Origin of the sequence: Streptomyces sp. NPDC050610, from assembly GCF_040654875.1 — a bacterium.
Classification (GTDB): Bacteria; Actinomycetota; Actinomycetes; order Streptomycetales; family Streptomycetaceae; genus Streptomyces.
Genome location: NZ_JBFAIV010000018.1, coordinates 62,013 through 82,442, shown reverse-complemented (window position 1 = coordinate 82,442; position 20,430 = coordinate 62,013). Strand labels below are relative to the sequence as shown.

Annotated in this window: 20 protein-coding genes; 12 read left to right on the top strand and 8 right to left on the bottom strand. The window is 70.7% G+C overall.

The window, feature by feature from the left end; genetic code table 11:
- Window positions 1-101: 101 nt before the first annotated feature.
- Both AB0I22_RS22655 and AB0I22_RS22650 read left to right on the top strand, forming a co-directional pair.
- Window positions 102-764: a response regulator transcription factor gene (locus tag AB0I22_RS22655; RefSeq protein WP_363132664.1), complete on the top strand. Its 663-nt coding sequence runs from the start codon at window positions 102-104 to the stop codon at window positions 762-764.
- On the top strand, window positions 757-2,235 hold the full coding sequence (locus AB0I22_RS22650; RefSeq protein WP_363132663.1) for a HAMP domain-containing sensor histidine kinase: 1,479 nt from the start codon (window positions 757-759) through the stop codon (window positions 2,233-2,235). Before AB0I22_RS22655 ends, AB0I22_RS22650 begins: the two co-directional genes overlap by 8 nt.
- A gap of 24 nt (window positions 2,236-2,259) precedes the next feature.
- Here AB0I22_RS22650 and AB0I22_RS22645 read toward each other — a convergent pair whose 3' ends face one another.
- The 4 genes from AB0I22_RS22645 to AB0I22_RS22630 all read right to left on the bottom strand — a co-directional run bounded on the left by AB0I22_RS22645 (window position 2,260) and on the right by AB0I22_RS22630 (window position 4,973).
- Window positions 2,260-2,736 carry a MarR family transcriptional regulator gene (locus AB0I22_RS22645; RefSeq protein ID WP_363132662.1) on the bottom strand — a complete coding sequence of 159 codons (477 nt, stop codon included), beginning with the start codon at window positions 2,734-2,736 and terminating at the stop codon, window positions 2,260-2,262.
- A 187-nt stretch (window positions 2,737-2,923) separates the two neighbouring features.
- A complete protein-coding gene (locus tag AB0I22_RS22640) occupies window positions 2,924-3,688 on the bottom strand; it encodes an AIM24 family protein (protein WP_363132661.1) in 765 nt (254 codons plus the stop codon).
- Entirely contained in the window at window positions 3,685-4,335 is a 651-nt protein-coding gene (locus tag AB0I22_RS22635; RefSeq protein ID WP_363132660.1) for an AIM24 family protein, read from the bottom strand. The genes AB0I22_RS22640 and AB0I22_RS22635 overlap by 4 nt, the downstream gene beginning before the upstream one ends.
- The gene (locus AB0I22_RS22630) at window positions 4,335-4,973 is read right to left on the bottom strand and encodes an AIM24 family protein (protein ID WP_363132659.1); all 639 of its coding nucleotides are present in this window, start codon (window positions 4,971-4,973) and stop codon (window positions 4,335-4,337) included. The genes AB0I22_RS22635 and AB0I22_RS22630 overlap by 1 nt, the downstream gene beginning before the upstream one ends.
- Window positions 4,974-5,235: 262 nt before the next feature.
- Between AB0I22_RS22630 and AB0I22_RS22625 the strand changes: the two genes are divergently transcribed.
- Both AB0I22_RS22625 and AB0I22_RS22620 read left to right on the top strand, forming a co-directional pair.
- The gene (locus AB0I22_RS22625) at window positions 5,236-5,580 is read left to right on the top strand and encodes a DUF3817 domain-containing protein (RefSeq protein WP_363132658.1); all 345 of its coding nucleotides are present in this window, start codon (window positions 5,236-5,238) and stop codon (window positions 5,578-5,580) included.
- Window positions 5,577-5,870, top strand: coding sequence for an MTH1187 family thiamine-binding protein (locus tag AB0I22_RS22620; RefSeq protein WP_363132657.1), 294 nt, complete (start codon window positions 5,577-5,579; stop codon window positions 5,868-5,870). Before AB0I22_RS22625 ends, AB0I22_RS22620 begins: the two co-directional genes overlap by 4 nt.
- 170 nt (window positions 5,871-6,040) lie before the next feature.
- Here AB0I22_RS22620 and AB0I22_RS22615 read toward each other — a convergent pair whose 3' ends face one another.
- A complete protein-coding gene (locus tag AB0I22_RS22615; protein WP_363132656.1) occupies window positions 6,041-7,675 on the bottom strand; it encodes an MFS transporter in 1,635 nt (544 codons plus the stop codon).
- A gap of 116 nt (window positions 7,676-7,791) precedes the next feature.
- On the opposite strand from AB0I22_RS22615, the gene AB0I22_RS22610 reads away from it, so the two are divergent.
- Complete coding sequence (locus tag AB0I22_RS22610) at window positions 7,792-8,328, top strand: MarR family transcriptional regulator (RefSeq protein WP_363132655.1); 537 nt, start codon at window positions 7,792-7,794, stop codon at window positions 8,326-8,328.
- Window positions 8,329-8,404: 76 nt separating this feature from the next.
- Here the strand turns inward: AB0I22_RS22610 and AB0I22_RS22605 are convergent, their stop codons facing one another.
- The gene (locus AB0I22_RS22605; RefSeq protein WP_363132654.1) at window positions 8,405-9,388 is read right to left on the bottom strand and encodes a DUF5937 family protein; all 984 of its coding nucleotides are present in this window, start codon (window positions 9,386-9,388) and stop codon (window positions 8,405-8,407) included.
- Between the two features lie 147 nt (window positions 9,389-9,535).
- Here AB0I22_RS22605 and AB0I22_RS22600 point away from each other — a divergent pair, with 147 nt between their 5' ends.
- The 3 genes from AB0I22_RS22600 to AB0I22_RS22590 all read left to right on the top strand — a co-directional run bounded on the left by AB0I22_RS22600 (window position 9,536) and on the right by AB0I22_RS22590 (window position 12,506).
- Entirely contained in the window at window positions 9,536-10,045 is a 510-nt protein-coding gene (locus AB0I22_RS22600) for a MarR family transcriptional regulator (RefSeq protein ID WP_363132653.1), read from the top strand.
- A 240-nt stretch (window positions 10,046-10,285) separates the two neighbouring features.
- Entirely contained in the window at window positions 10,286-10,624 is a 339-nt protein-coding gene (locus AB0I22_RS22595; RefSeq protein WP_363132652.1) for a DUF3817 domain-containing protein, read from the top strand.
- A 181-nt stretch (window positions 10,625-10,805) separates the two neighbouring features.
- On the top strand, window positions 10,806-12,506 hold the full coding sequence (locus AB0I22_RS22590) for a methylmalonyl-CoA mutase family protein (RefSeq protein ID WP_363132651.1): 1,701 nt from the start codon (window positions 10,806-10,808) through the stop codon (window positions 12,504-12,506).
- Window positions 12,507-12,613: 107 nt separating this feature from the next.
- On the opposite strand, the gene AB0I22_RS22585 is transcribed toward AB0I22_RS22590, so the two are convergent.
- Window positions 12,614-13,273 (bottom strand): TetR/AcrR family transcriptional regulator, encoded by a 660-nt coding sequence (locus tag AB0I22_RS22585; protein ID WP_363132650.1) that lies wholly within the window; start codon window positions 13,271-13,273, stop codon window positions 12,614-12,616.
- A gap of 306 nt (window positions 13,274-13,579) precedes the next feature.
- Here AB0I22_RS22585 and AB0I22_RS22580 point away from each other — a divergent pair, with 306 nt between their 5' ends.
- From AB0I22_RS22580 to AB0I22_RS22565, 4 genes are all read left to right on the top strand, one after another.
- Window positions 13,580-14,578: a tetratricopeptide repeat protein gene (locus AB0I22_RS22580; protein WP_363132649.1), complete on the top strand. Its 999-nt coding sequence runs from the start codon at window positions 13,580-13,582 to the stop codon at window positions 14,576-14,578.
- 578 nt (window positions 14,579-15,156) lie between these two features.
- Window positions 15,157-15,798, top strand: coding sequence for a DUF6230 family protein (locus AB0I22_RS22575; protein ID WP_363132648.1), 642 nt, complete (start codon window positions 15,157-15,159; stop codon window positions 15,796-15,798).
- 111 nt (window positions 15,799-15,909) lie between these two features.
- Entirely contained in the window at window positions 15,910-16,479 is a 570-nt protein-coding gene (locus AB0I22_RS22570) for a DUF6114 domain-containing protein (protein WP_363132647.1), read from the top strand.
- A gap of 100 nt (window positions 16,480-16,579) precedes the next feature.
- The gene (locus AB0I22_RS22565) at window positions 16,580-17,836 is read left to right on the top strand and encodes a hydrogenase expression protein HypF (protein WP_363132646.1); all 1,257 of its coding nucleotides are present in this window, start codon (window positions 16,580-16,582) and stop codon (window positions 17,834-17,836) included.
- 95 nt (window positions 17,837-17,931) lie between these two features.
- Here the strand turns inward: AB0I22_RS22565 and AB0I22_RS22560 are convergent, their stop codons facing one another.
- A complete protein-coding gene (locus AB0I22_RS22560; protein ID WP_363132645.1) occupies window positions 17,932-20,370 on the bottom strand; it encodes an MMPL family transporter in 2,439 nt (812 codons plus the stop codon).
- Window positions 20,371-20,430 lie beyond the last annotated feature (60 nt).

Genomic DNA, 20,430 nt, shown 5'->3' with positions numbered 1-20,430 from the left:
ATCAGTCGTTCTCGACAACCCCCACACTGGCCACACGTCCCTGAAGCCGACCTGAAGCCGCCTGAAGATTTCTTCAGGCGCCCTTTGGCAGAGTCGTCCCCATGCGCTTGTTGATCGTGGAGGACGAGAAGCGGCTGGCGCTCTCGCTGGCCAAGGGGCTCACTGCCGAGGGGTTCGCCGTGGACGCCGTCCACGACGGGCCGGAGGGGCTGTACCGGGCCCGCGAGGGCTCGTACGACCTGCTGATTCTCGACATCATGCTGCCCGGCATGAACGGCTACCGCATCTGCGCCACGCTGCGCGCCGAGGGCAGCGAGGTGCCGATCCTGATGCTCACGGCGAAGGACGGCGAGTACGACGAGGCCGAGGGGCTCGACACCGGCGCCGACGACTACCTGACCAAGCCCTTCTCGTACGTGGTGCTGGTGGCCCGGGTACGGGCCCTGCTGCGCCGCCGCGGCACCGGCGCCGCGCCCGTGCTCCGGATCGGCGGCCTGAGCGTCGACCGGGCCGCGCGCAAGGTGTGGCGGGACGGCGTGGAGGCGGCGCTGACCGCCAAGGAGTTCGCCGTCCTGGAGCAGTTGGCGGTACGGGCCGGGGAGGTCGTCTCCAAGGCGGAGATCCTGGAGCACGTCTGGGACTTCGCCTACGACGGGGACCCCAACATCGTCGAGGTCTACATCAGCGCGCTGCGCCGCAAGCTCGGCTCCGAGTCCATCACCACGGTGCGCGGCGCCGGATACCGGCTGGTGGCGCGTGCGTAGGGCGTTCGGCTCCGTACGGGCGAAGGCCGCGCTGGGCGCGACGCTGGTGGTGGCGCTGGCCCTGGTGGCGGCCGGGATCGCGGTGCTGGCGGTGCTGCGCGGCAACCTGACCGACCAGGCCGACCTCCAGGCGGAGGCCGACGCGCGGGGCGTGGCCTCGCAGGTCGCGACGGGCGAGCCGTTCAAGAAGCTGGAGTCGGAGGACCACCATCCGATGCAGGTCGTGGACGACGACAAGCGGGTACGGGCCGTCAGCGACCATCTGGAGGCGGTGAGCGGCACGGGCAGCGAGAGCGTGAAGGCCCGCCCTTCGCCGACGAGCGGGGACGGCGGTAGCGGCGGCGACGGCGACAACGATGACGACGACAGCGATGACGACGAGGGCGGCGAGGGCGGCGGGCGCGGGCCCGGCCGCGCCAAGGTCTCCGACGACGTCGACATGAGCAGCGGCACGGCCAAGGTCGACGGGGAGACGGGCGACTACCGTTTCGCCGCCGTGGAGGCCCGTACCCCCGCGGGCGAGAAGGTCACGGTCTATGTGGGCGCGCCGCTCGCCGCCGAGCAGGACGCGGTCGCCACGGTGCGCGGCGCGATGCTCATCGGGCTGCCCCTGCTGCTCGTCGTCGTGGCGGGCGTGACGTGGCTGGTGACGCGGCGCTCCCTGCGGCCCGTGGAGGGCATCCGGCGGGAGATGGCCGCCATCACGGCCAGCGAGGACCTGGGGCGGCGGGTGCCGGAGCCGCAGGCGCGGGACGAGGTGGCGCGGCTGGCCCGTACGACCAACGAGACGCTAACGGCCCTCCAGGCGTCGGTGGAGCGGCAGCGGCGGTTCGTCGCCGACGCCTCGCACGAGCTGCGGAGCCCGATCGCCAGCCTGCGCACGCAGTTGGAGGTGGGCGTGGCCCATCCGGAGCTGCTGGACGCGGAGGGCGCGGTGGAGGACACCGTGCGGCTCCAGAACCTGGCGGCGGATCTGCTGCTGCTGGCCCGGCTGGACGCGGGGGAGCGGCCCGCGGACGGGCGGGTGGACCTGGCGGGGCTGGTGCGCGAGGAGGCGTCGCGGCGGGCCGCCTCGGGGCGGGGCGTCGCCGTACGGGCGGGGGAGCTGACGCCCGGTGAGGTGCTGGGCTCGCGCGGGCAGTTGGGGCGCGTGCTGGGCAATCTGGTCGACAACGCGTGCCGGCACGCGGAGTCGGAGGCCGTGCTCTCGGTGCGGGCCGAGGGGCGGTGGCTGGTGCTGGCCGTGGCCGACGACGGGGCCGGGGTGCCGGCGGCGGAACGGGAGCGGATCTTCGAGCGGTTCGTACGGCTCGACGACGCGCGCAGCCGGGACGACGGCGGGGCCGGGCTGGGGCTGGCCATCGCCCGGGACGTGGCCGCGCGGCACGGCGGGACGCTCACGGTGTGCGAGTCGCCCCGCGGTGGCGCGTGCTTCGAACTGCGGCTGGAACGGGCCGGATCGCCGGGGTGACGGCGCCCCGGCCCGGCAGCCCCGCTACGCCCGGCCGCGCGTGGTGCGCAGGTGCTTGGCGACGGGGGCGAGGGAGCCGTACAGCGCCTTGAGGTCGTCGTTCGTGAGCAGGTCGATGAAGTGCTTGCGCACGGAGGCGACGTGGTGCGGCGCGACCTTGCGCATCGTCTCCCAGCCCTGCTCGGTCAGGACCGCGTAGAGGCCGCGGCGGTCCGACTCGCAGTTCTCCCGGCGGACCAGACCGGCGTTCTCCATCCGGGTGATCTGGTGGGAGAGGCGGCTCTTGGACTGGAGGGTGACGGTGGCGAGATCGCTCATCCGCATCCGGTGGTCCTCGGACTCCGAGAGATTGACCAGGATCTCGTAGTCGTTGTTGGTGAGCCCGAAGGGTTGCAGGTCCCGTTCGAGCTGGTGACTCAGAAGTCGGCTGACGTCCAGGTGGGCACGCCAGGCGCGCTGTTCCTCGTCGCTGAGCCAGCGGGTGCCGTTCTCGGTGTCCATGGATGGATTCTACCTAAGGAAGTTGAAATATGAATCATTATCGGCCATGCGAGTCGGTGCTGGGCCATGCCGTCCGGTGCCGGTTCGTGGTCGTTCGGGGGCGTACCGGTCGGAGTCGGGCAGGGCTGGGCGGCGTCATGGGGGCTATATGGTCACGCGTTCGACGTCACCCTCTGCAGAGTACCGCTCACAGCCCGAAACGGCGCTGGAGGGACCCCGGCTGGCCGGAGCCGCCCGGTTGGGATGGCTGGTTTGCACCGGTTGCATTCGGAACGCCTTCCTGCTGCGGCACCGCGCCCGTCGCCAGCTCGGGCATCAGCTCCTCCGTGGACTGCAACAGCACCGTGCCGCTGCCCACGAACTCGAATTGATGCTCCTCGCCCGACGTGCCGCCGAACCCCGTCCACGCCCGCACCCCGCCCAGTACGCCGCGCAGGTACTGATGGTCGTAATGGTGGCAGGGGGAAGGGCAGTCGGCCCAGCCGACCAGCGCCTGCGGATCGACCCGGACCGGCGGCTCCACGAAGACCACCGGCCCGTTCGACGCGGCGACGAACTTGCCCGTGCCGATCAGCGTCAGAAACCCCGGGATGATCGACTGCTTCAGCGAAAGGGACGGTTGAAAAGCCAAGAGATTGCCGGAGCGTACGGTGAGATTGCCGTCTTCGAGGTCGTACGAGTTGACGTCGAAGGCCCGGTCCGCGAGCACCATCTTGCCCCGGCCCTCCGCCACCACCCAGTCCGAGGCGTGCAGAGGCGAGTGGAAACTGTGCGCTATGAGGCTGTCGAGGCGGCCCAGGCCGATGCCGTGGAAGTCGATCTGCCCGTAATAGGCGACCATCTTCCCCTTCTGCAGGAACCACTGGCCGTCCAGATCCACGCTGAAGGCATACGAGTTGACGTTGTCGTCGACCGGCAGCGTCTGCGCGTCATAGATCTCGGGACCGGTCACAGTTTTTCCTCCGACGCCTGTACGTACACGGTGCCGCTGCCCGACAGCTCCAGCTGGAACGCCTCGCCCGAGCCGCGGCCCACCATCTCGCGCCAGCCGATCGCCGTGGACAGCTTGTTGCGCACGTCACCGCGGTGCGCCACATACGCCTGCGGGTCCACATGGACGGGCCGGCCCGGCGCGATCGGCAGCTCCACGAAGCCGCCGTGCGCCAGCACGGCCGCGGCGCCGTGCCCCTTGAGCGTCGTCGTGAACAGGCCCTGCCCGGAGACCTGGCCGCGCACCATCCCCATCACGCCGCCCTGCGACCCCATGAACATCGTGCCCTGGTCGAGCGTCCCGTCGAAGGCCAGCAGCCGGTCGGACTCCACGTAGAGGGTGTCGCCCGCCATCTCGATGACGTGCACATGGTGCCCGCCGTGGCCGAACATCACCGTGCCGCTGCCCTCCACGATCATCAGCGGCGTCGCCTCGTTGGCCACCCGCCGCCCGATCATCGACAGCACGCCGCCCTGGCCGCCCGTGATGCTGGGCGTGAAGGAGACATCGCCCCGGTAGGCGAGCATCGCGCCGCGCTGGCTGAACATCCGCTGCCCGGGGAGGACCTGGCCCTCCACCATCCGCGAGTTGAGCATCTGGAACGGCACTACACGTCACCCCCGATCGTGTTCCGCTCGCTCGGCTGCACGTACACCAGCCCGTCGCCCTCGAAGCGGATCTGGAACGCCTCGCCCGAGCCCTCCCCGATGAACGTGCGGAAGTTCACCCCCGACTGGAAGTGCTGCTTCAGATTTCCGGTGTGCGCTATGTACGCGCCGGGGTCGACCTGGAGCGGTGTCTGCGGGGTCACGCGCAGCACGATCGCCGTGCCGTCCGAGACGATCGCGGCCTGCCCGGTGCCCTCCACGCTGGTGGTGAACAGCCCGTTGCCCTGGGACGCGCCGCGCAGCCCGGTGAAGGTCGTGCCGGTGCGCAGCGCCGAGTCCGTGCAGAGCAAATTGCTCGCCTCGACGTACAGCTTCTCGCCGTGCAGGCTCACCAGGTTGATCTCGCTCGCCCGGTCCGCGAAATAGCAGGTGCCGCGGCCCTTCACCTCCATGACTTCCATCTGTTCCCCCGTGAGGCGGCGGGTGACCATGCCCCGCAGGCCCTCGCCGCCGCCCGTGCGCTTCTTGAACGTCATCTCGCCGTCGTACGCGACCATCGCGCCGTTCTTGGCCTTGACCGCGTCGCCCGTCATGTCGACGGCGAGCATCTTGCTCCCCTGGAGCCGAAACTGAGCCACGCCCCGACGCTATCCGGCGCGGGCCCGGCCGTCACCGGTGCGCGGGGCGGCGCCGGTCACGCCGGCGTCCAGCGGCGCCGCGCCGCGCCGCCGGTCGCTCCGGCCCCCGGCGGTGCTGCGGCACGCCCTCCCGCCTGCCCTCCTGCCTGCGCTTCTCCCGCCGTCGCCGCCCCGCGCGCGGGGATCGCGCGCTCGGGGGCGATAATGGCTTTCTCTTGTGATCACGTTCACAAGAGCCCCCACTGTCGACAAAGAGGTATCCGTGGACATCAAGACCGCCTCCGCCCTGCGCCGGCTCCGCCTGGTCTCCGCCCCGGAGGCCATCTCGTTCCTGCTGCTCATCGTCTGCTCGGTGCTCAAGCGGACGACCGACTTCAACGCCGTGCCGGCCATGGGCATGATCCACGGCGTGCTCTTCGTCCTCTACGTGCTCTTCTGGGCCGACGCCTGGAACCGCACCAAGTGGCCGGTGAAGACCGCGGCCCTCTACTTCGTCCTCTCCGTCCTGCCGACCGGCGGCTTCTTCGCCGAGCGGATGCTCCGCCGCGAGGCCGAGGCCAGCCTCATCGCCGCCCGCGCCCGCAAGGAAGGCGTGGTCAACGCATGATCGTCGCCTTCTCCGTCTCCCCGCTCGGCGTCGGTGAGGACGTCGGCGAGTACGTGGCCGAAGCGGTCCGCGTGGTCCGCGAATCCGGCCTGCCGAACCGCACGGACGCGATGTTCACGTCCATCGAGGGCGAGTGGGACGAAGTGATGGACGTCGTCAAGCGCGCCGTCGCCGCCGTCGAGGCCCGCTCCGGCCGGGTCTCCCTGGTCCTCAAGGCCGACATCAGGCCGGGCGTCACGGACGGCCTGACCAAGAAGGTGGAGACGGTCGAGCGGTACCTGTCCTCCTGACGGGGGCGAAGGGCCGGGCGGGCGGCCCGAGTACGTGTGTACGGGCCGCCGGGGCCGGGTGTCCGCGCCCCGGACTCCCTGGCGAGGTGAAGGGGCGGGCGGCCCCGGCCGAGGAGTCCGCGTCCGAGTAGGGACGTCCGAGCCGGGGCTGGGTGCCACGCCCCGGAACCCTAGGAGCGCGCGGGCTCCGGCTCCGCCGGGGAAGGGTCCGGCGCGGCCGCCGTCCCGGCCGGTGCGCCGGGGATCAGGGCGGTGGCGATCAGCCCGAGCACGACGAAGCCCGCCGCGATGAGGCCGCCGACGGTGATGCCCGTGGTCATCGCCGAACGCGCCGCGTCGGCGACCGGCGCGGTGGCCGGGTGCGCGGCCAGCGGGCCGATCGCGGCGCCCGCGCTGTCGGTGACGGCGTGTACGAAGTGGCCCGACCGCTCCGCCGACAGGCCGGCGTCGCCGAGGCCGGTGCGCAGCCGGGAGCCGAGGGTGGTGAAGAACGCCGTGGTCAGCACGGCGATGCCCAGGGCGGAACCCAACTGGCGGAAGGCGCTCTGGATGCCGGACCCCTGGCCCGCGCTGTGGTCGGGGACCTCCGCGAGGACCACGTTGGTGACCTGGGCCGTGGCGAACCCCACGCCGATGCCGTACAGGAAGAGCACCAGCGCGATCGACCACCACGGGCTGTCCGTGGTCGCGATCAGCCCGAGTCCGGCCAGTCCGACGACCTCCATGGCCAGCCCGATCCGGACCTGGCCGAGGGCCGCGACCTTCGCCGACATCGGGAAGCTCGCGCCGCTCGCGACGAAGCTGCCGATGGCCACCGGCACGAGGGCGAGCCCCGCCTGGAGCGCGCTGTAGCCGAGGGTGAACTGGAGCCACAGCGGGAGCACCGCGACGATGCCGAACTCGCCGAGGCCGATGATCAGGGTGGCGATGTTGCCGTTGCGGAACGACGCGACGGAGAAGAGCCGCACGTCCATCAGGGCCCGCGAGGGGTCGCCGCCGCGTGCGAGTACGACCTGGCGGCGGACGAACAGGGCCAGGGCGACGACGGCGAGCACCAGGGCGACGAGGACCGGCGAGGGCCCGCCGTCCCACGCGAACCCGAGGACGTCCAGCGGGCGGATCGAGGCGAGCCACCCGTACGTACGGCCCTCGACGAGCCCGAAGGCGAGCAGGCCCAGGCCGAGCGCGGACAGCACCGCCCCGGTCACGTCGACGCGCGCCGCGGTCCGGGGCGAGGGGGCCAGGAACAGCAGCGCGCCGACCGCGATCAGCGCGGCGAGCGGCACGTTGATGCCGAACGCCCAGCGCCACGAGGCGTGCGCGGCGAGCCAGCCGCCCAGCAGCGGGCCGAGCGCCGAGGCGGCGCCGATGGTCGAGCCCCAGACGGCGAACGCCTGACCGCGCGCCTTGCCGCTGAACGTCGCGTTCAGCAGGGCCAGCGAGGTCGGCAGGATCATCGCCGCGCCGGCGCCCTGGAGGAAGCGGGCCAGTACGAGCAGGCCGCCGGTGGGCGCGAGGCCGGCCAGCACGCTGGTCGCGCCGAAGATCACGACCCCCGTGACGAAGACGCGCCGGGCGCCGAGGATGTCCGCGCACCGGCCGACCAGCAGGAGCAGCGCCGCGACGACGATCGCGTACGACTCCTGGATCCACTGGGCCTGGCCGGAGCTGATGTCCAGGTCCTCGATGACCGAGGGGACGATCACGTTGACGATCGTGGTGTCCACGACCATCAGCGCCACGCCCAGTGCGATGGCGATCAGGCCGAGCCATCGGCGGGTCGGGGAAGGGGCAGGGTCACGCATCTCAATACCTCCATGGTGAAGTAATTCCATGGTGAAGGTAAGTTCAGGGCGGTAGGTTGTCAAAAACGAGCCGTCGGCTCGGATCATCGGTACGAGCGGATGGAAGGCGGCGGGCCTTGGCGGAGGAACCGACGCGGGGCGGCATCGTGGCGCGGCGCGAACGGCTGGTCGAAGGGTTGCGGGCCTATGGCGGCCAGCACACCGAACTGAGCCGCAGCTTCGCCGCCTGGCTGGGCCTGCACTCCACCGACGCCGTCGCGCTGCTGGAGATCATCGGCGCGGAGGAGCGGGGCACCTCGCTCTCGCCGGCCCGGCTCGGCGAGCGCATCCCGCTGTCCTCGGGCGCCACGACCGCGCTCCTGAACCGCCTCGAAGCGGCCGGGCACATCGTCCGCACCCGCGAACACGCCGACCGCCGGATCGTCACCCTGCACAGCAGCGAGCACATCCAGGAGCGCGCCGACGAATTCTTCTGCCCCCTCGGCGTCCGCGTGGACGCGCTGCTGGGCCAGTACCCGCCCGAACTGCTGGACCGCTTCGCCGAGTTCCTGGGCGAGATGTGCGCCACCATGGAAGCCCATCTCACCGAGATGTCCCGGCCGGACCAGGCCCCGAACCAGGCCTCGGCCCCGACCCCGGACCGCGGCGACTGAGCGCTTCGGCCGCTGACGCGCAGTTGGCGCCCTTGGGTCCCCGACTCGCTGCCGGTCCCCCGGTCCCGGCCCGCCGTCAGCGCCCCTCGGTCAGCGCCGTCCCCAGCGGCGTGCGCTCGTACAGCACCCGTAGCCCGTCGCGGCGCGAGAGCAGCAGCCCGGCGTCGCGCAGTACGGACAGGTGCGCCGATACGGACGAGGGCGCGAGCCCGTGCCGGTGCGCCAGGTCCGTGGTGGAGGCCGGGGTGTCGAGGCCCGCGAGCAGGGCGGCGCGGTTCGGGCCCAGGAGACGGACCAGGGAGCCCGCGCCGGGCTCCGGCGGCGTCCACAGGGCGCCGATGCCGCGCGCGGGGTAGACCACGGTCGCCTGCCACGGCGGGTCGAAGCCGCTCACCACGTCGGGCCAGACGAAGACGCTGGGGACCAGCGCCAGCCCCTCGCCGGTCAGCGTCCGCGCGTGCCGGGAGGGCGACCGGTTCTCCACCGTCAGCACGCCGTCCGCCCAGCTCAGGCGCGGGTGCAGCCCCGCGAACAGCTGCTCCAGGCCGCCGTCGGCCAGCCGCCGCGAGTGGAAGGCGACATCCGCCTCCAGCAGCGCCCGCAGCCGCGGCCAGTGCGGCGCGACCAGCGCGTCCCACGCCTGCTCCAGCAGGTCCGCCAGTTCCCGTACGGTCCGTGCCGGATCGTCCAGCAGGGCCCGCCCCCGGGGGCTCCGGGCCGCGCCGGGGGTGTCGGCGAGCGAGCGGGCCACCTCGGCGCGTGCGGTGTGCGGGTCGGCGGTCCGTACCCGCTCCAGCTCGTCCGCGAACGAGGCGAGCGGGCCCGTCGGCGGTGGGCAGAGGAAGTCCGGGTTGTAGCCGTGCGGCGGCATCAGGAGCCGGACCGGCGCGAGATCGATTCCGGCCGCCGCGTCCCGCATCCGGCGCAGCCACGGCAGGTGGTAGCCGTGCCGGTCGGGCCGGCTCAGCGTCCGTACCGCCTCCTGCGTCTCCCACAGCGGCGAGATCGCGAACCGGCACCGCAGCAGATCCGCGGCCCCGAACCACATCCGGTACCCCAAGCCGACCCCCTCCGCCACTTCGTGGCCACCGCTTCGGCCCACCGTACGAGCGGCGTGCCCCGTACGCCCGCGAGTTGGCCGGAAGGCATCGGTCCGGAGTGTGGGATGGCAGTGACCACGATATGACCGGCCGGTAGGCTCGGTGGGGTGTCGAAGCCCCTCAGCCTCACGTTCGATCCCATCGCCCGCGCCGACGAGCTCTGGCAGGAGCGATGGGGAGCCGTCCCCTCCATGGCCGCGATCACCTCGATCATGCGCGCCCAGCAGATTCTTCTCGGCCAGGTCGACGCCGTCGTCAAGCCGTACGGACTGACCTTCGCGCGGTACGAGGCGCTGGTGCTGCTGACCTTCTCCAAGGCGGGCGAGCTGCCGATGTCGAAGATCGGCGAGCGGCTGATGGTGCACCCCACCTCCGTGACCAACACCGTGGACCGGCTGGTCCGGTCGGGCCTAGTCGACAAGCGGCCCAACCCGAACGACGGGCGCGGCACGCTCGCCGCCATCACCGACAAGGGCCGCGAGGTCGTCGAGGAGGCGACCCGCGACCTGATGGCGATGGACTTCGGCCTGGGGGCGTACGACGCGGAGGAGTGTGCGGACATCTTCGCGATGCTCCGCCCGCTGCGCGTGGCCGCGGGCGACTTCGAGGAGAACTGAGGAAGGCCCGGGAGGGGGTTGAGGAGAGTCCCTGAAGAGGACTACGGGGAGCCCCGGGAAGGGGCTGACGAAAAACTGAGGGGGAGGGCCCGGCGGCGGGGCCCGCAGCGCACCCCCCGGCCGCAAGATCGCCTGGAACGTGCGGTTACGCTCGACTCCATACGGCAGTCTCCCGAGGCCCTTCCCCGGGCTCCCGGCCGGGACGAGGCCGCCCCCAGACGGCAAGGCGAGGGAACCCCAGTGAAACGAAGCGTGCTGACCCGCTACCGCGTGATGGCCTATGTCACCGGCGTGCTGCTGGTCCTCCTGACTCTCGGCTGCATCGCCAAGTACCTGCTGGGCATGGACGGCGCCGCGGACTTCACCAAGGTCGTCGCCATCGCGCACGGCTGGCTCTACGTCCTCTACCTGATCTTCGCCTTCGACATGGGCTCCAAGGCCAGGTACCCGTTCGGCAAGCTCATCTGGGTGCTGATCGCGGGCACCATTCCGACCGCCGCCTTCTTCGTCGAGCGCAAGGTGGCGCGGGAGCTGGCGCCCCTGGTGGCGGACGACTCCGCCGAGCCCGCCAAGGTCTGACGCCGCCCCGACACCGCCCGGCGCGACCCGCCCACCGCCCCGACGCCCCTTGTGCTCGGGGCGGTCTTGCGCAACCATTTACTAGGACGTCCTAGTAAATCTGCGAGCGGCCGCCGGCCGCCGACGTCACAGAGTCGACGTCACAGACTCGCGCCGGGGCGCGGAGAGGCGAAGAGACCGCATGGATGCACAGGAGATCGAAGCAGGGCGCAGCCGCTGGCAGGCCCGCTACGACAAGGCGCGCAAGCGCGACGCGGACTTCTCGACCCTGTCCGGCGACCCCGTCGAACCCGTCTACGGGCCCGCGCCCGGCGATTCCTACGAGGGGTTCGAGCGGATCGGCTGGCCCGGTGAGTACCCCTTCACCCGCGGCCTGCACCCCACCGGCTACCGCGGCCGGACGTGGACCATCCGCCAGTTCGCGGGGTTCGGCAACGCCGAGCAGACCAACGAGCGCTACAAGATGATCCTCGCCGCGGGCGGCGGCGGGCTCTCCGTCGCCTTCGACATGCCCACCCTCATGGGCCGCGACTCGGACGAGCCGAAGGCCCTCGGCGAGGTCGGCCACTGCGGCGTCGCGATCGACTCCGCCGCCGACATGGAGGTCCTCTTCAAGGACATCCCCCTCGGCGACGTCACCACCTCCATGACCATCAGCGGCCCGGCCGTCCCCGTCTTCTGCATGTACCTGGTCGCCGCCGAGCGCCAGGGCGTCGACCCGGGCGTGCTCAACGGCACGCTCCAGACGGACATCTTCAAGGAGTACATCGCCCAGAAGGAGTGGCTCTTCCAGCCCGAGCCGCACCTGCGCCTCATCGGCGACCTGATGGAGCACTGCGCCCGGAACATCCCCGCCTACAAGCCGCTGTCCGTCTCCGGCTACCACATCCGCGAGGCCGGGGCGACGGCCGCGCAGGAGCTGGCCTACACCCTCGCCGACGGCTTCGGCTACGTCGAACTGGGCCTCTCCCGCGGCCTCGGCGTCGACGCCTTCGCCTCCGGCCTCTCCTTCTTCTTCGACGCCCACCTCGACTTCTTCGAGGAGATCGCCAAGTTCCGCGCCGCCCGCCGCATCTGGGCCCGCTGGATGAAGGAGGTCTACGGCGCCCGGACCGACAAGGCGCAGTGGCTGCGGTTCCACACCCAGACCGCCGGCGTCTCGCTGACCGCGCAGCAGCCCTACAACAACGTGGTCCGCACCGCAGTGGAGGCGCTCGCCGCGGTGCTCGGCGGCACCAACTCCCTGCACACCAACGCCCTCGACGAGACCCTGGCGCTCCCCTCCGAGCAGGCCGCGGAGATCGCGCTCCGCACCCAGCAGGTGCTGATGGAGGAGACCGGCGTCGCCAACGTCGCGGACCCGCTGGGCGGTTCCTGGTACATAGAGCAGCTCACCGACCGCATCGAGGCCGACGCCGAGAAGATCTTCGAGCAGATCAAGGAGCGCGGCGCCCGCGCCGTGCCGGACGGACAGCACCCGATCGGCCCGATCACCAGCGGCATCCTGCGCGGCATCGAGGACGGCTGGTTCACCGGCGAGATCGCCGAGTCCGCCTTCCGCTACCAGCAGTCCCTGGAGAAGGGCGACAAGCGCGTCGTCGGCGTCAACTGCCACCACGGCTCGGTGACGGGCGACCTGGAGATCCTCCGCGTCAGCCACGAGGTCGAGCGCGACCAGGTCCGTACGCTGACCGGCCGCAAGGCCGCGCGCGACGACGCGAAGGTCACCGCCACGCTCTCCGCGCTGCTGACCGCCGCCCGCGACGGCTCGAACATGATCGAGCCGATGCTGGAGGCCGTACGGGCGGAGGCGACGCTCGGCGAGATCTGCGAGGCGCTGCGCGAGGAGTGGGGGACGTACACGGAGCCCGCGGGATTCTGAGCGGTACGGGCGGCTCGGGCGTACGGGCGGTACGTGCGTAGGGGCGTATGGGCCAGACGGTACGGGCGTACGGGCGCCCTCGGTCGTGAGTCGTCGGCCGTCGGCCGTCAGTCGCCGGGAGCGTCCGGGGGCTGGGGCAGGGCCGCTCGTAGGCCCGCCACCAGCAGGGCGGTGAAGGCGCGCGCCCAGTCGGTGTCCACCGGCTCGGCGCTCACCAGGGCGCGGTGCACCACCGCGCCCGCGATGACGTCGAAGATCAGGTCCGCGTTGCGGGCCGCCGTCGCGGGGTCCTCCTCGTACGGCAGCTCGCCGCGGGCCTGCGCGCGTTCCCGGCCGAGCAGGACGAGCGTCTTCTGCCGGTCGACGATGGTCGAGCGGATACGGGCCCGCAGCGCGTCGTCACGGGTGGACTCGGCGACGACGGCCATCAGGGCCGTCTTGGTCTCCGGGCGCTCCAGCAGGTCGGCGAAGCGCAGGACCACGCCCTCCACGTCGGCCTGGAGGCTGCCGCGGTCCGGGAGGTCGAGGTGCTCGTCGAAGAGGACGGCGACCGCGTCCACGACCAGTTCGTTCTTGCCCGCCCAGCGGCGGTAGAGGGTGGTCTTGGCGACCCCGGCGCGGGCGGCGACGTCTCCCATGGTGAGCTTGGACCAGCCGAGTTCGACGAGCGCCGCCCGGGTGGCGGCCAGGATCGCGAGATCGGCTTCGGGACTGCGCGGCCGGCCCGGTCGGCCGGTACGGCTCGTACGGCCGGCTGGGGGATTCATGGCGGCGACCTTACCGCCGGGTAGCCCGCTTCCCCAGGGAGCGGAATCCGTGAGTGAGATCACGAAGAGGCCCTGTTGTCCGGCCGATCGTTCCAGTTACGCTACGAGGCGTAGCGAAAGAGCGACAGCCACGGGCGCCACGGGTGGGGACCCGGCGCCGACCGAGGGACCGCGGGGCTTTTCGGGACTTTTGGGCCGCGTTCGACCGTATGCCCCGCAATCCGGCGGAGCGCTGTGGGCGGGCCTGGTCCGTGCATTGCACAACTTGCTTTACCGTTCGCCTGGCGAAAGGGGGAGGATGGACCCATGCAGCCACGGAATATGTCCATGAGTGGAGTGGTCGACCTCGCCGCGGTGAAGGCGGCCGGGGAAGCGAAGCAGAAGGCGGAGCAGACGCGCGCCGAAGCCGCGCGCAACGGCGGGGGCGCCGGGGCGGCCGCGGCCGCCCGTTTGATCTTCGACGTCGACGAGGCGGGTTTCGAGCAGGAAGTACTGCAGCGCTCCGCCGAGGTACCGGTCGTCATCGACTTCTGGGCCGAGTGGTGCGAGCCCTGTAAGCAGCTGAGCCCGCTGCTGGACCGGCTGGCCGGTGAGTACGCCGGGCGGTTCGTTCTCGCCAAGATCGACGTCGAGGCGAACCAGCTGCTCTTCCAGCAGTTCGGCGTGCAGTCCATCCCCGCCGTGTTCGCGGTGGTGGCCGGGCAGGCGCTGCCGCTGTTCCAGGGTTCCGCGCCGGAGGCGCAGATCCGGCAGGTGCTGGACCAGCTGATCCAGGTCTCCGAGCAGCGGTTCGGGATCGTCGGCGCGCCGATCGACCCCGCGGCGGCGGGCACCGAGGGACAGGCCGACGGGCAGGACGCCGACGAGGCCCCGGAGCAGCCGGCGGGCCCGTACGACAGCGCGCTGGGCGCGGCCCACCAGGCGCTGGACGAGGGCGACTTGGGCGGCGCGATCCAGGCGTACAAGAACGTGCTCTCGGACGACCCCGCCAACGAGGAGGCCAAGGCGGGGCTGGCCCAGGCCGAACTGCTGCGGCGGGTGCAGGACCTGGACCCGCAGCAGGTGCGCAAGACCGCGGCCGAGTCCCCGGCGGACGCGGCGGCGCAGATCGCGGCGGCCGACCTCGACCTGGTCGGCGGGCACATCGAGGACGCCTTCGGCCGGCTGATCGACACGGTGAAGCGCACGGCGGGCGAGGACCGCGAGGACGCCCGGCTCCGGCTGCTGGAGCTGTTCGAGGTGATCGGCGCCGACGACCCCCGGGTCACGGCCGCCCGGATGGCGCTCTCCCGGGCGCTGTTCTGACCACTCCTGTCCCACCCCTGTCTCAAACAGTGCGGCGACCGCGCTTTACCAAAACTTGGTAAACGCGGTCGCTGTTACTCGCAGTAAGTGAACTCCGGTGTTCTGGCCGGATTTTTGCGATTTCTCCGTTTCTTTCCGACCAGTTCGCGGCAACGGTCGGTGCCCGCTCGATGGCGGTCGGTCGAGCATTGTTGATCTGTCCGTTACTCGCTAGTAACGAGCCCCTTGTGCCTCGGCCGGGAATGGACCACGATCGGCCAAGCTCGGTCCATTCCCGAAGCCCGGCAGCCGGTCGCGCCTTGGGGCATGGGTCCCCACCGGGCAGGCCGGCGGCGCAGTCACCGGTCTATGGACAGGGGGGTCTCCGTCGCCATCGGCGGGGCCTGTCCAGCAGGTTGCGCGGGAGCGCGGCCAGTGGTTGTCGCTCGGGGGTGATCGCCAATGGATTCGGAACGCGGTGCGCCTCCGATGACGGCGCTCTCCTTCCCGAGGACGTAGCACTTCTCCCATCCCGGATAACGGCCGGCCCAAGCGGCCCGGTCCGTACCGGAGATGTACGTCCGAGAAGGAGGAAAGTCATGGAGTCCCTGGCTCGTGGCGGGACCAGATGGCGGCGGTTCGCCGTCGTCATGGTGCCGAGCGTCGCCGCTACGGCCGCGATAGGAGTCGCCCTCTCACAGGGGGCGCTCGCGGCCTCATTCAGTGTGTCGGGACAGCAGTTCAAGGTCACGGCCTCGCATCTCGTGGGTGAGGACTTCGTCCAGTACGGAGCCGCTGACGAGGGAAATTCGGGCAAGGACAAGCAGAAGCCGGTGGCCGTGGTCGGCTTCAAATCGGCAACGATCCATAACCTCTGCCAGTCCGTGGTCGTGCCGGTGCCGCTCATCGGCAAGATGACGATGAAGCTGGAAGCGGGCGAGGAGAAGCCGGTCGAGGCCAAGACGCTGTACATCGACGCCGATGACCTGAAAGCCGACGCGGAGTTCACAAACATCGACATCGGCGTGGATGTGGACAAGACCAAGACCGGCCCGTCGGCGGGTGACAAGGCAAAGGGCAAGTATCAGCCCGGTTCGTTCGCCCAACAGGCGGACACCGTGGTGTTCGACAACGTCGAACAGCGCGCTTGGGCGACCACTGCCGGCACTTTCACGCTCAAGGGCCTGCACATGGCTGTCAGCAAGGGCATCGACGCTGAGTGCAAGCTGAAGAAGAAGTGAACGGACGGGTGCGGGGCGGCGACTGTCCCTCGCACCCGTGCGCCGGCTTCCGTCTAGCCCGCACATCCGCTCACGTACCACCGATTCGCCAGTCCTGAGGAGCTGTACGACATGAGCGCCGACACGCGACCGCGGCCGATCGACACACTTGGCCGAATGCGCCGATCGTTCCGCGGATGGCGCGGACAACGCCCCTTCTGGGCGGGCCTGCTGACGCTGCTGGCCGGTGTCCCGATCATGTACGTCCCTTATCAGAACCTCACCCTCGGGTCGCTGACCGTCCGGCTGGCCACCACTGCGGGCGCAGGTTCATTGATCATCGGCATTCTGCTGATCGTGCTCGGTCTGACCATGTGGTTCCAGCCCCAGTCGAGAGTGTTCGCCGGTGTCGCGGCGATCCTGCTGGCGCTGGTCTCTCTGGTCGTCTCGAACTTCGGGGCCTTTCTGATCGGCTTCCTCCTGGGACTCATAGGCGGCGCGCTCGGGGTGTCCTGGGCGCCGGGCATCAAGCCGGCGCGTAAATCGCCGTCCGAGCCGACCGCCGAGATGAGCGCCGACGACGGTGAACAGCACACGGGAACGCAGCCCGCTGAGGGCGGAGAGAACACCGGAAAGGGCGGTTCCCTGGGCGGTGACCTGCCGGGGGCGAGCCCGATGAACGGGAGGTACCGTGCCGCCTGACGACGAACAGGACGGGCGAGGTGCAGGGGGCGCCGCCGGCCGGGGCAGAACCGGTCCGCGGCACGCCGCGCCGAGGAAGCCCCTGCTGACTCGGTTCCACGTGCCCGCGGGCAAGGCGATCGCCATCGCCGCGATGCCCAGCGCGGTGCTGATGGGCCTGGGCTTCACGCCCCAGCTGGCCCAGGCCAAGCCGCTGCCGAAGAATCCGTTCCAGGACGGGCCGTGCGTCACGGCGCCGGACCAGAAGACGGACGCCGACGGCAAGGATGAGAAGGACGCCAAGGACGGCAAGTCCAAGGACGACAGCAAGTCCAAGGACGGCAAGGGCGATGACAAGGCCAAGGGCGAGCAGGGCAAGGACAAGCCCAAAGGCGAGAAGACGGTCACCGGCACGATCGGCGATGTTCCGTCCCCGAGCGCCTCCGGCGACAAGGAAGCCAAGGACAAGTCCGAGGGCAAGACCAAGGACAAGGACAAGGACAAGCCCGAGGACAAGAGCCCGTCCCCCTCTCCCCACACCGCCACCCCCTCGCCGTCCGCCACGCACAACCCCCTCGATCCGCTGGGACTCGGCGACAAGATCAAGGATCTTCTCAACGGGGGCCACGGCAAGGACGAGGGCAAGCCCGCGCAGCCGTCCACGCCGACTCCCACGGCCACCCCGACGACCGGCGGGAATTCCGCAGCGGACCAGAAGCCCGCAGGCGAGGAACCTTCCCCCGACAAGGCTTCCGGTGATGCGCCGTCCGACCAGGCCGACAAGGACGACAAGAAGGCCGACGAGAAGGATGACAAGAAGGCCGACCAGAAAGACCCCTCGGCCACTCCCTCTCCCGACCCCACCCCAACCCCCACCACCACACCGGACGCCGACGGCAAGAAGCCGTACCCCTGCGTCGTGGAGAAGAAGTCCGGCGGCAAGGACGAGCAGACGCCCGTAGGGCTGCCGAATCAGCCGTGGACCCTGAAGTCCGACCTGATCACCATGCACAACCTCCAGTACCACGGCGTGGTGAACCTGCGGACGGCCGACGGCCGGACCAAGCAGGCGCTGAAGTTCACGATGAACTCGGCGAGCATCCACAACCTCGACCAGACGGCCGACCAGGGCGTGGGCGGCAAGAGGACGTACGTACGCGGCGGAAAGGGGACCACCTCCACCATCGACGGAGGGATCACCATGTATACGGAGAGCCTGAAAGGGAATCTCTTCGGGCTGCTGCCCGTCACCTTCACGCCCGACTTCCCCCCGCCCATCACGCCGCCGGAGATCTTCTTCTCCGACTTCACCGCCATTCAGGCCGGCCAGTTCGGCGGCACGCTGCGCATCCCGGGGCTGCACAGCGGCATGGAGTGACCGCGGTTCAGGCCCCGCGGCCCGTACGAAAAGTGCCGGGGAACGTCACCCACGACGTTCCCCGGCACTCGTACGTCACCTACCCCCAGTACGTACTACCGGGCCCCGGTCCGTACCGGTTCCGCCGAGCCGTCTTCCGTACCGGCGGTCGGGGTCGGTGCCGAACCCTCCGCCGTCACCGGAGCGGTAGCGAAGCGGCGGCCGGGCATCCACCAGTTCCAGCGGCCCATCAGGCGCATGGCCGCCGGTACGAGCAGCAGGCGTACGAGCGTGGCGTCGAGGAGGATGGCTATCGCCATGCCGAAGCCGAGCTGCTGCATGGGGACGATCCCGGTGAACCCGAAGGAGCCGAAGACCGCGACCATCAGCAGGGCCGCGCCGGAGATCAGCGGGGCGGTGCGGGTGAGGCCGCGGGCGACCGAGACGGTGTTGTCGCCGGTGGCCAGGTACTCCTCGCGGACCCGGCCGAGCAGGAAGACCTCGTAGTCCGTGCTGAGGCTGAACAGCAGTGCCAGCAGCAGCACCGGCACGAAGTTCTGGAGGTAGTTGGTCTTCTCGAAGCCGAGCAGGTCGGTGCCGAAGCCGTGCTGGAAGACGAGGACGAGGACGCCGTAGGTCGCGCCGATCGACACCAGGTTCATGGCGATGGCCTTGAGCGGGAGCAGCAGCGAACGGAACGTCAGCAGCAGCACCACGTACACGGCGACGAGCATGAGCAGGATGACGGCCGGCAGCTTGTCCTGGATGACGCGGTTGGCGTCGATGCCTTCGGCGGTCTCGCCGCCGACCACGGCGTGCAGCGGCCCGGTCAGCTTCCGCGTCTCGTCCTGGACCTGCCCGAGCAGCGTGCGCGCGGCGTCGCCGGCGGCGCGGTCGTCCATGATCACTTCGAGGATGGTCTTACGGTCGTCCGCTGCCGCGAAGTGCCGGACGGTGTCGCGGGCGTCGGCGGGCAGCCGGCCGAGGACCGAGCCGTTCAGCGCGGCGAAGGGCTTGTCGGGGGAGGCGGCCTGAAGGGCGCTGACGGCCGAGTCGACCCGTACGACGTGCGGGAGCTTCCGCAGCCGGTCGCGGAGCTTCACCACCTGCGCGGACTGGTCGGTCTCGCCGAGCGGGCGGTCGGAGCTGACGACCACCTGGACGGGGGAGGTCTGGCCGACGCCGAACGCGTCCTGCACATGGTCGTAGCCGACCCGGACGGGCGAGGAGCTGGGCAGGATGCGCGCGTCGGGGGAGAACGTGCGCAGTTGCGCGGCGGGGGCGGCGAGCGCGATCAGCACGATGGCGCTGCCCGCGAGGAAGATCACCGGGCGCCCCATGACCCGCAGGGCGATGCGGTACCAGCGGCTGGACTCCTCGTTCTCCGGGCCGGTGCGGCCGCCGCTCAGCCACCGCGGCAGGCGCACCCGGCCGGCGTTGATCCGCTCGCCCAGCAGGTGCAGGAGGACCGGCAGGAAGAGCACGGCGGTCAGTACGGAGAAGGCGACCACGACGATGGAGCCGAGGGCGATGGAGAGGATGACGTTGAGGTCGATCAGGAACAGGGTGCACATCGCCAGGACGACGGTGATGCCGGAGGCGATGACGGTGTGCCCGGAGGTGCGCAGGGTGGCGGCCACGGCGGCCTCGACGGACTGGCCTCTGGCGAGCTGTTCCTTGAACCGGGTGACCATGAAGAGCGAGTAGTCCACCCCGACGCCGAGGCCCAGCATGGTGGCGGCGTTCTCCACGAAGACGGAGAGCTCGTAGTGGTGGGCCACCGGGGAGAGCAGGCCGAGGGTGAAGACGATGGCGCTGACCCCCACCGCCAGCGAGACCAGGGCGGCGACCACGCTGCGGAAGAGCAGCAGCAGAATGATGATGATGAGCGGCATCGTGATGAGCTCGGCCTTCATCAGGCTCTGCTGGCTCAGGTCGTTGACCTCGCCCCAGAACGACGAGGGGCTCACCAGGGAGACGTCGATACCCTGCGATCCGAAGCGGTCCGACAGATCCTTCTGGATCTTGGGGAGTTCGCGGCGCGCGGTGCCGTCGTCGAGCGAGAGGGCCACCGAGTCGATGGCCGTCCGCTGGTCCTTGCCCACGTAGGCGGAGCGGTTCTGCGGCGAGAGGGTCGTCCAGCCGTAGCTGTCCGTCGCCTTCAGCTCGGGGTCGGCGATCACCTCTTTGGCCACGGCCCGTACGCGCTTCTCGAACTCCGGGGAGTCGGCGCGGTGCTGCTTGTCGTGCATGACCAGGGTGACCGTGGTCATGCCGCGGCCCTTGAAGCCGTGTTCGAGTTCGGCCGCGGTCCGGGTCGAGTCGGCCCCGGCCGCGTACCACCCTCCGCCGCTGAGCGCGCCGGCGATGGACATCGCGCCCAGCCCGCACACCGCCAGCGCCACGAGCCACACCCCCAGCAGCGGCCGGCGCGCCCGGCCGATCAGCCGGGACGCGCGGGCGGCGAGGTCCGGGCGCGGCTCCTCGCCGGCGGGGTGGCCGTCGGCGGGGTCGCCGTCCGCGGGCGCGGGCGTGGTGGAGAGCTGTTCAGACATGTGATGGCTCCCAGAGCCTGGAGAAGTCGGGCGGCAGTGGGGGATAGTAAAAATACTCTG

Coding starts and splice junctions, on each gene's coding strand:
- AB0I22_RS22560 (WP_363132645.1), bottom strand. CDS start 20,370: ATGTCTGAACAGCTCTCCACCACGCCCGCGCCCGCGGACGGCGACCCC.
- AB0I22_RS22620 (WP_363132657.1), top strand. CDS start 5,577: ATGATCGTCGCCTTCTCCGTCTCCCCGCTCGGCGTCGGTGAGGACGTC.
- AB0I22_RS22655 (WP_363132664.1), top strand. CDS start 102: ATGCGCTTGTTGATCGTGGAGGACGAGAAGCGGCTGGCGCTCTCGCTG.
- AB0I22_RS22575 (WP_363132648.1), top strand. CDS start 15,157: ATGGAGTCCCTGGCTCGTGGCGGGACCAGATGGCGGCGGTTCGCCGTC.
- AB0I22_RS22585 (WP_363132650.1), bottom strand. CDS start 13,273: ATGAATCCCCCAGCCGGCCGTACGAGCCGTACCGGCCGACCGGGCCGG.
- AB0I22_RS22580 (WP_363132649.1), top strand. CDS start 13,580: ATGCAGCCACGGAATATGTCCATGAGTGGAGTGGTCGACCTCGCCGCG.
- AB0I22_RS22570 (WP_363132647.1), top strand. CDS start 15,910: ATGAGCGCCGACACGCGACCGCGGCCGATCGACACACTTGGCCGAATG.
- AB0I22_RS22590 (WP_363132651.1), top strand. CDS start 10,806: ATGGATGCACAGGAGATCGAAGCAGGGCGCAGCCGCTGGCAGGCCCGC.
- AB0I22_RS22645 (WP_363132662.1), bottom strand. CDS start 2,736: ATGGACACCGAGAACGGCACCCGCTGGCTCAGCGACGAGGAACAGCGC.
- AB0I22_RS22615 (WP_363132656.1), bottom strand. CDS start 7,675: ATGCGTGACCCTGCCCCTTCCCCGACCCGCCGATGGCTCGGCCTGATC.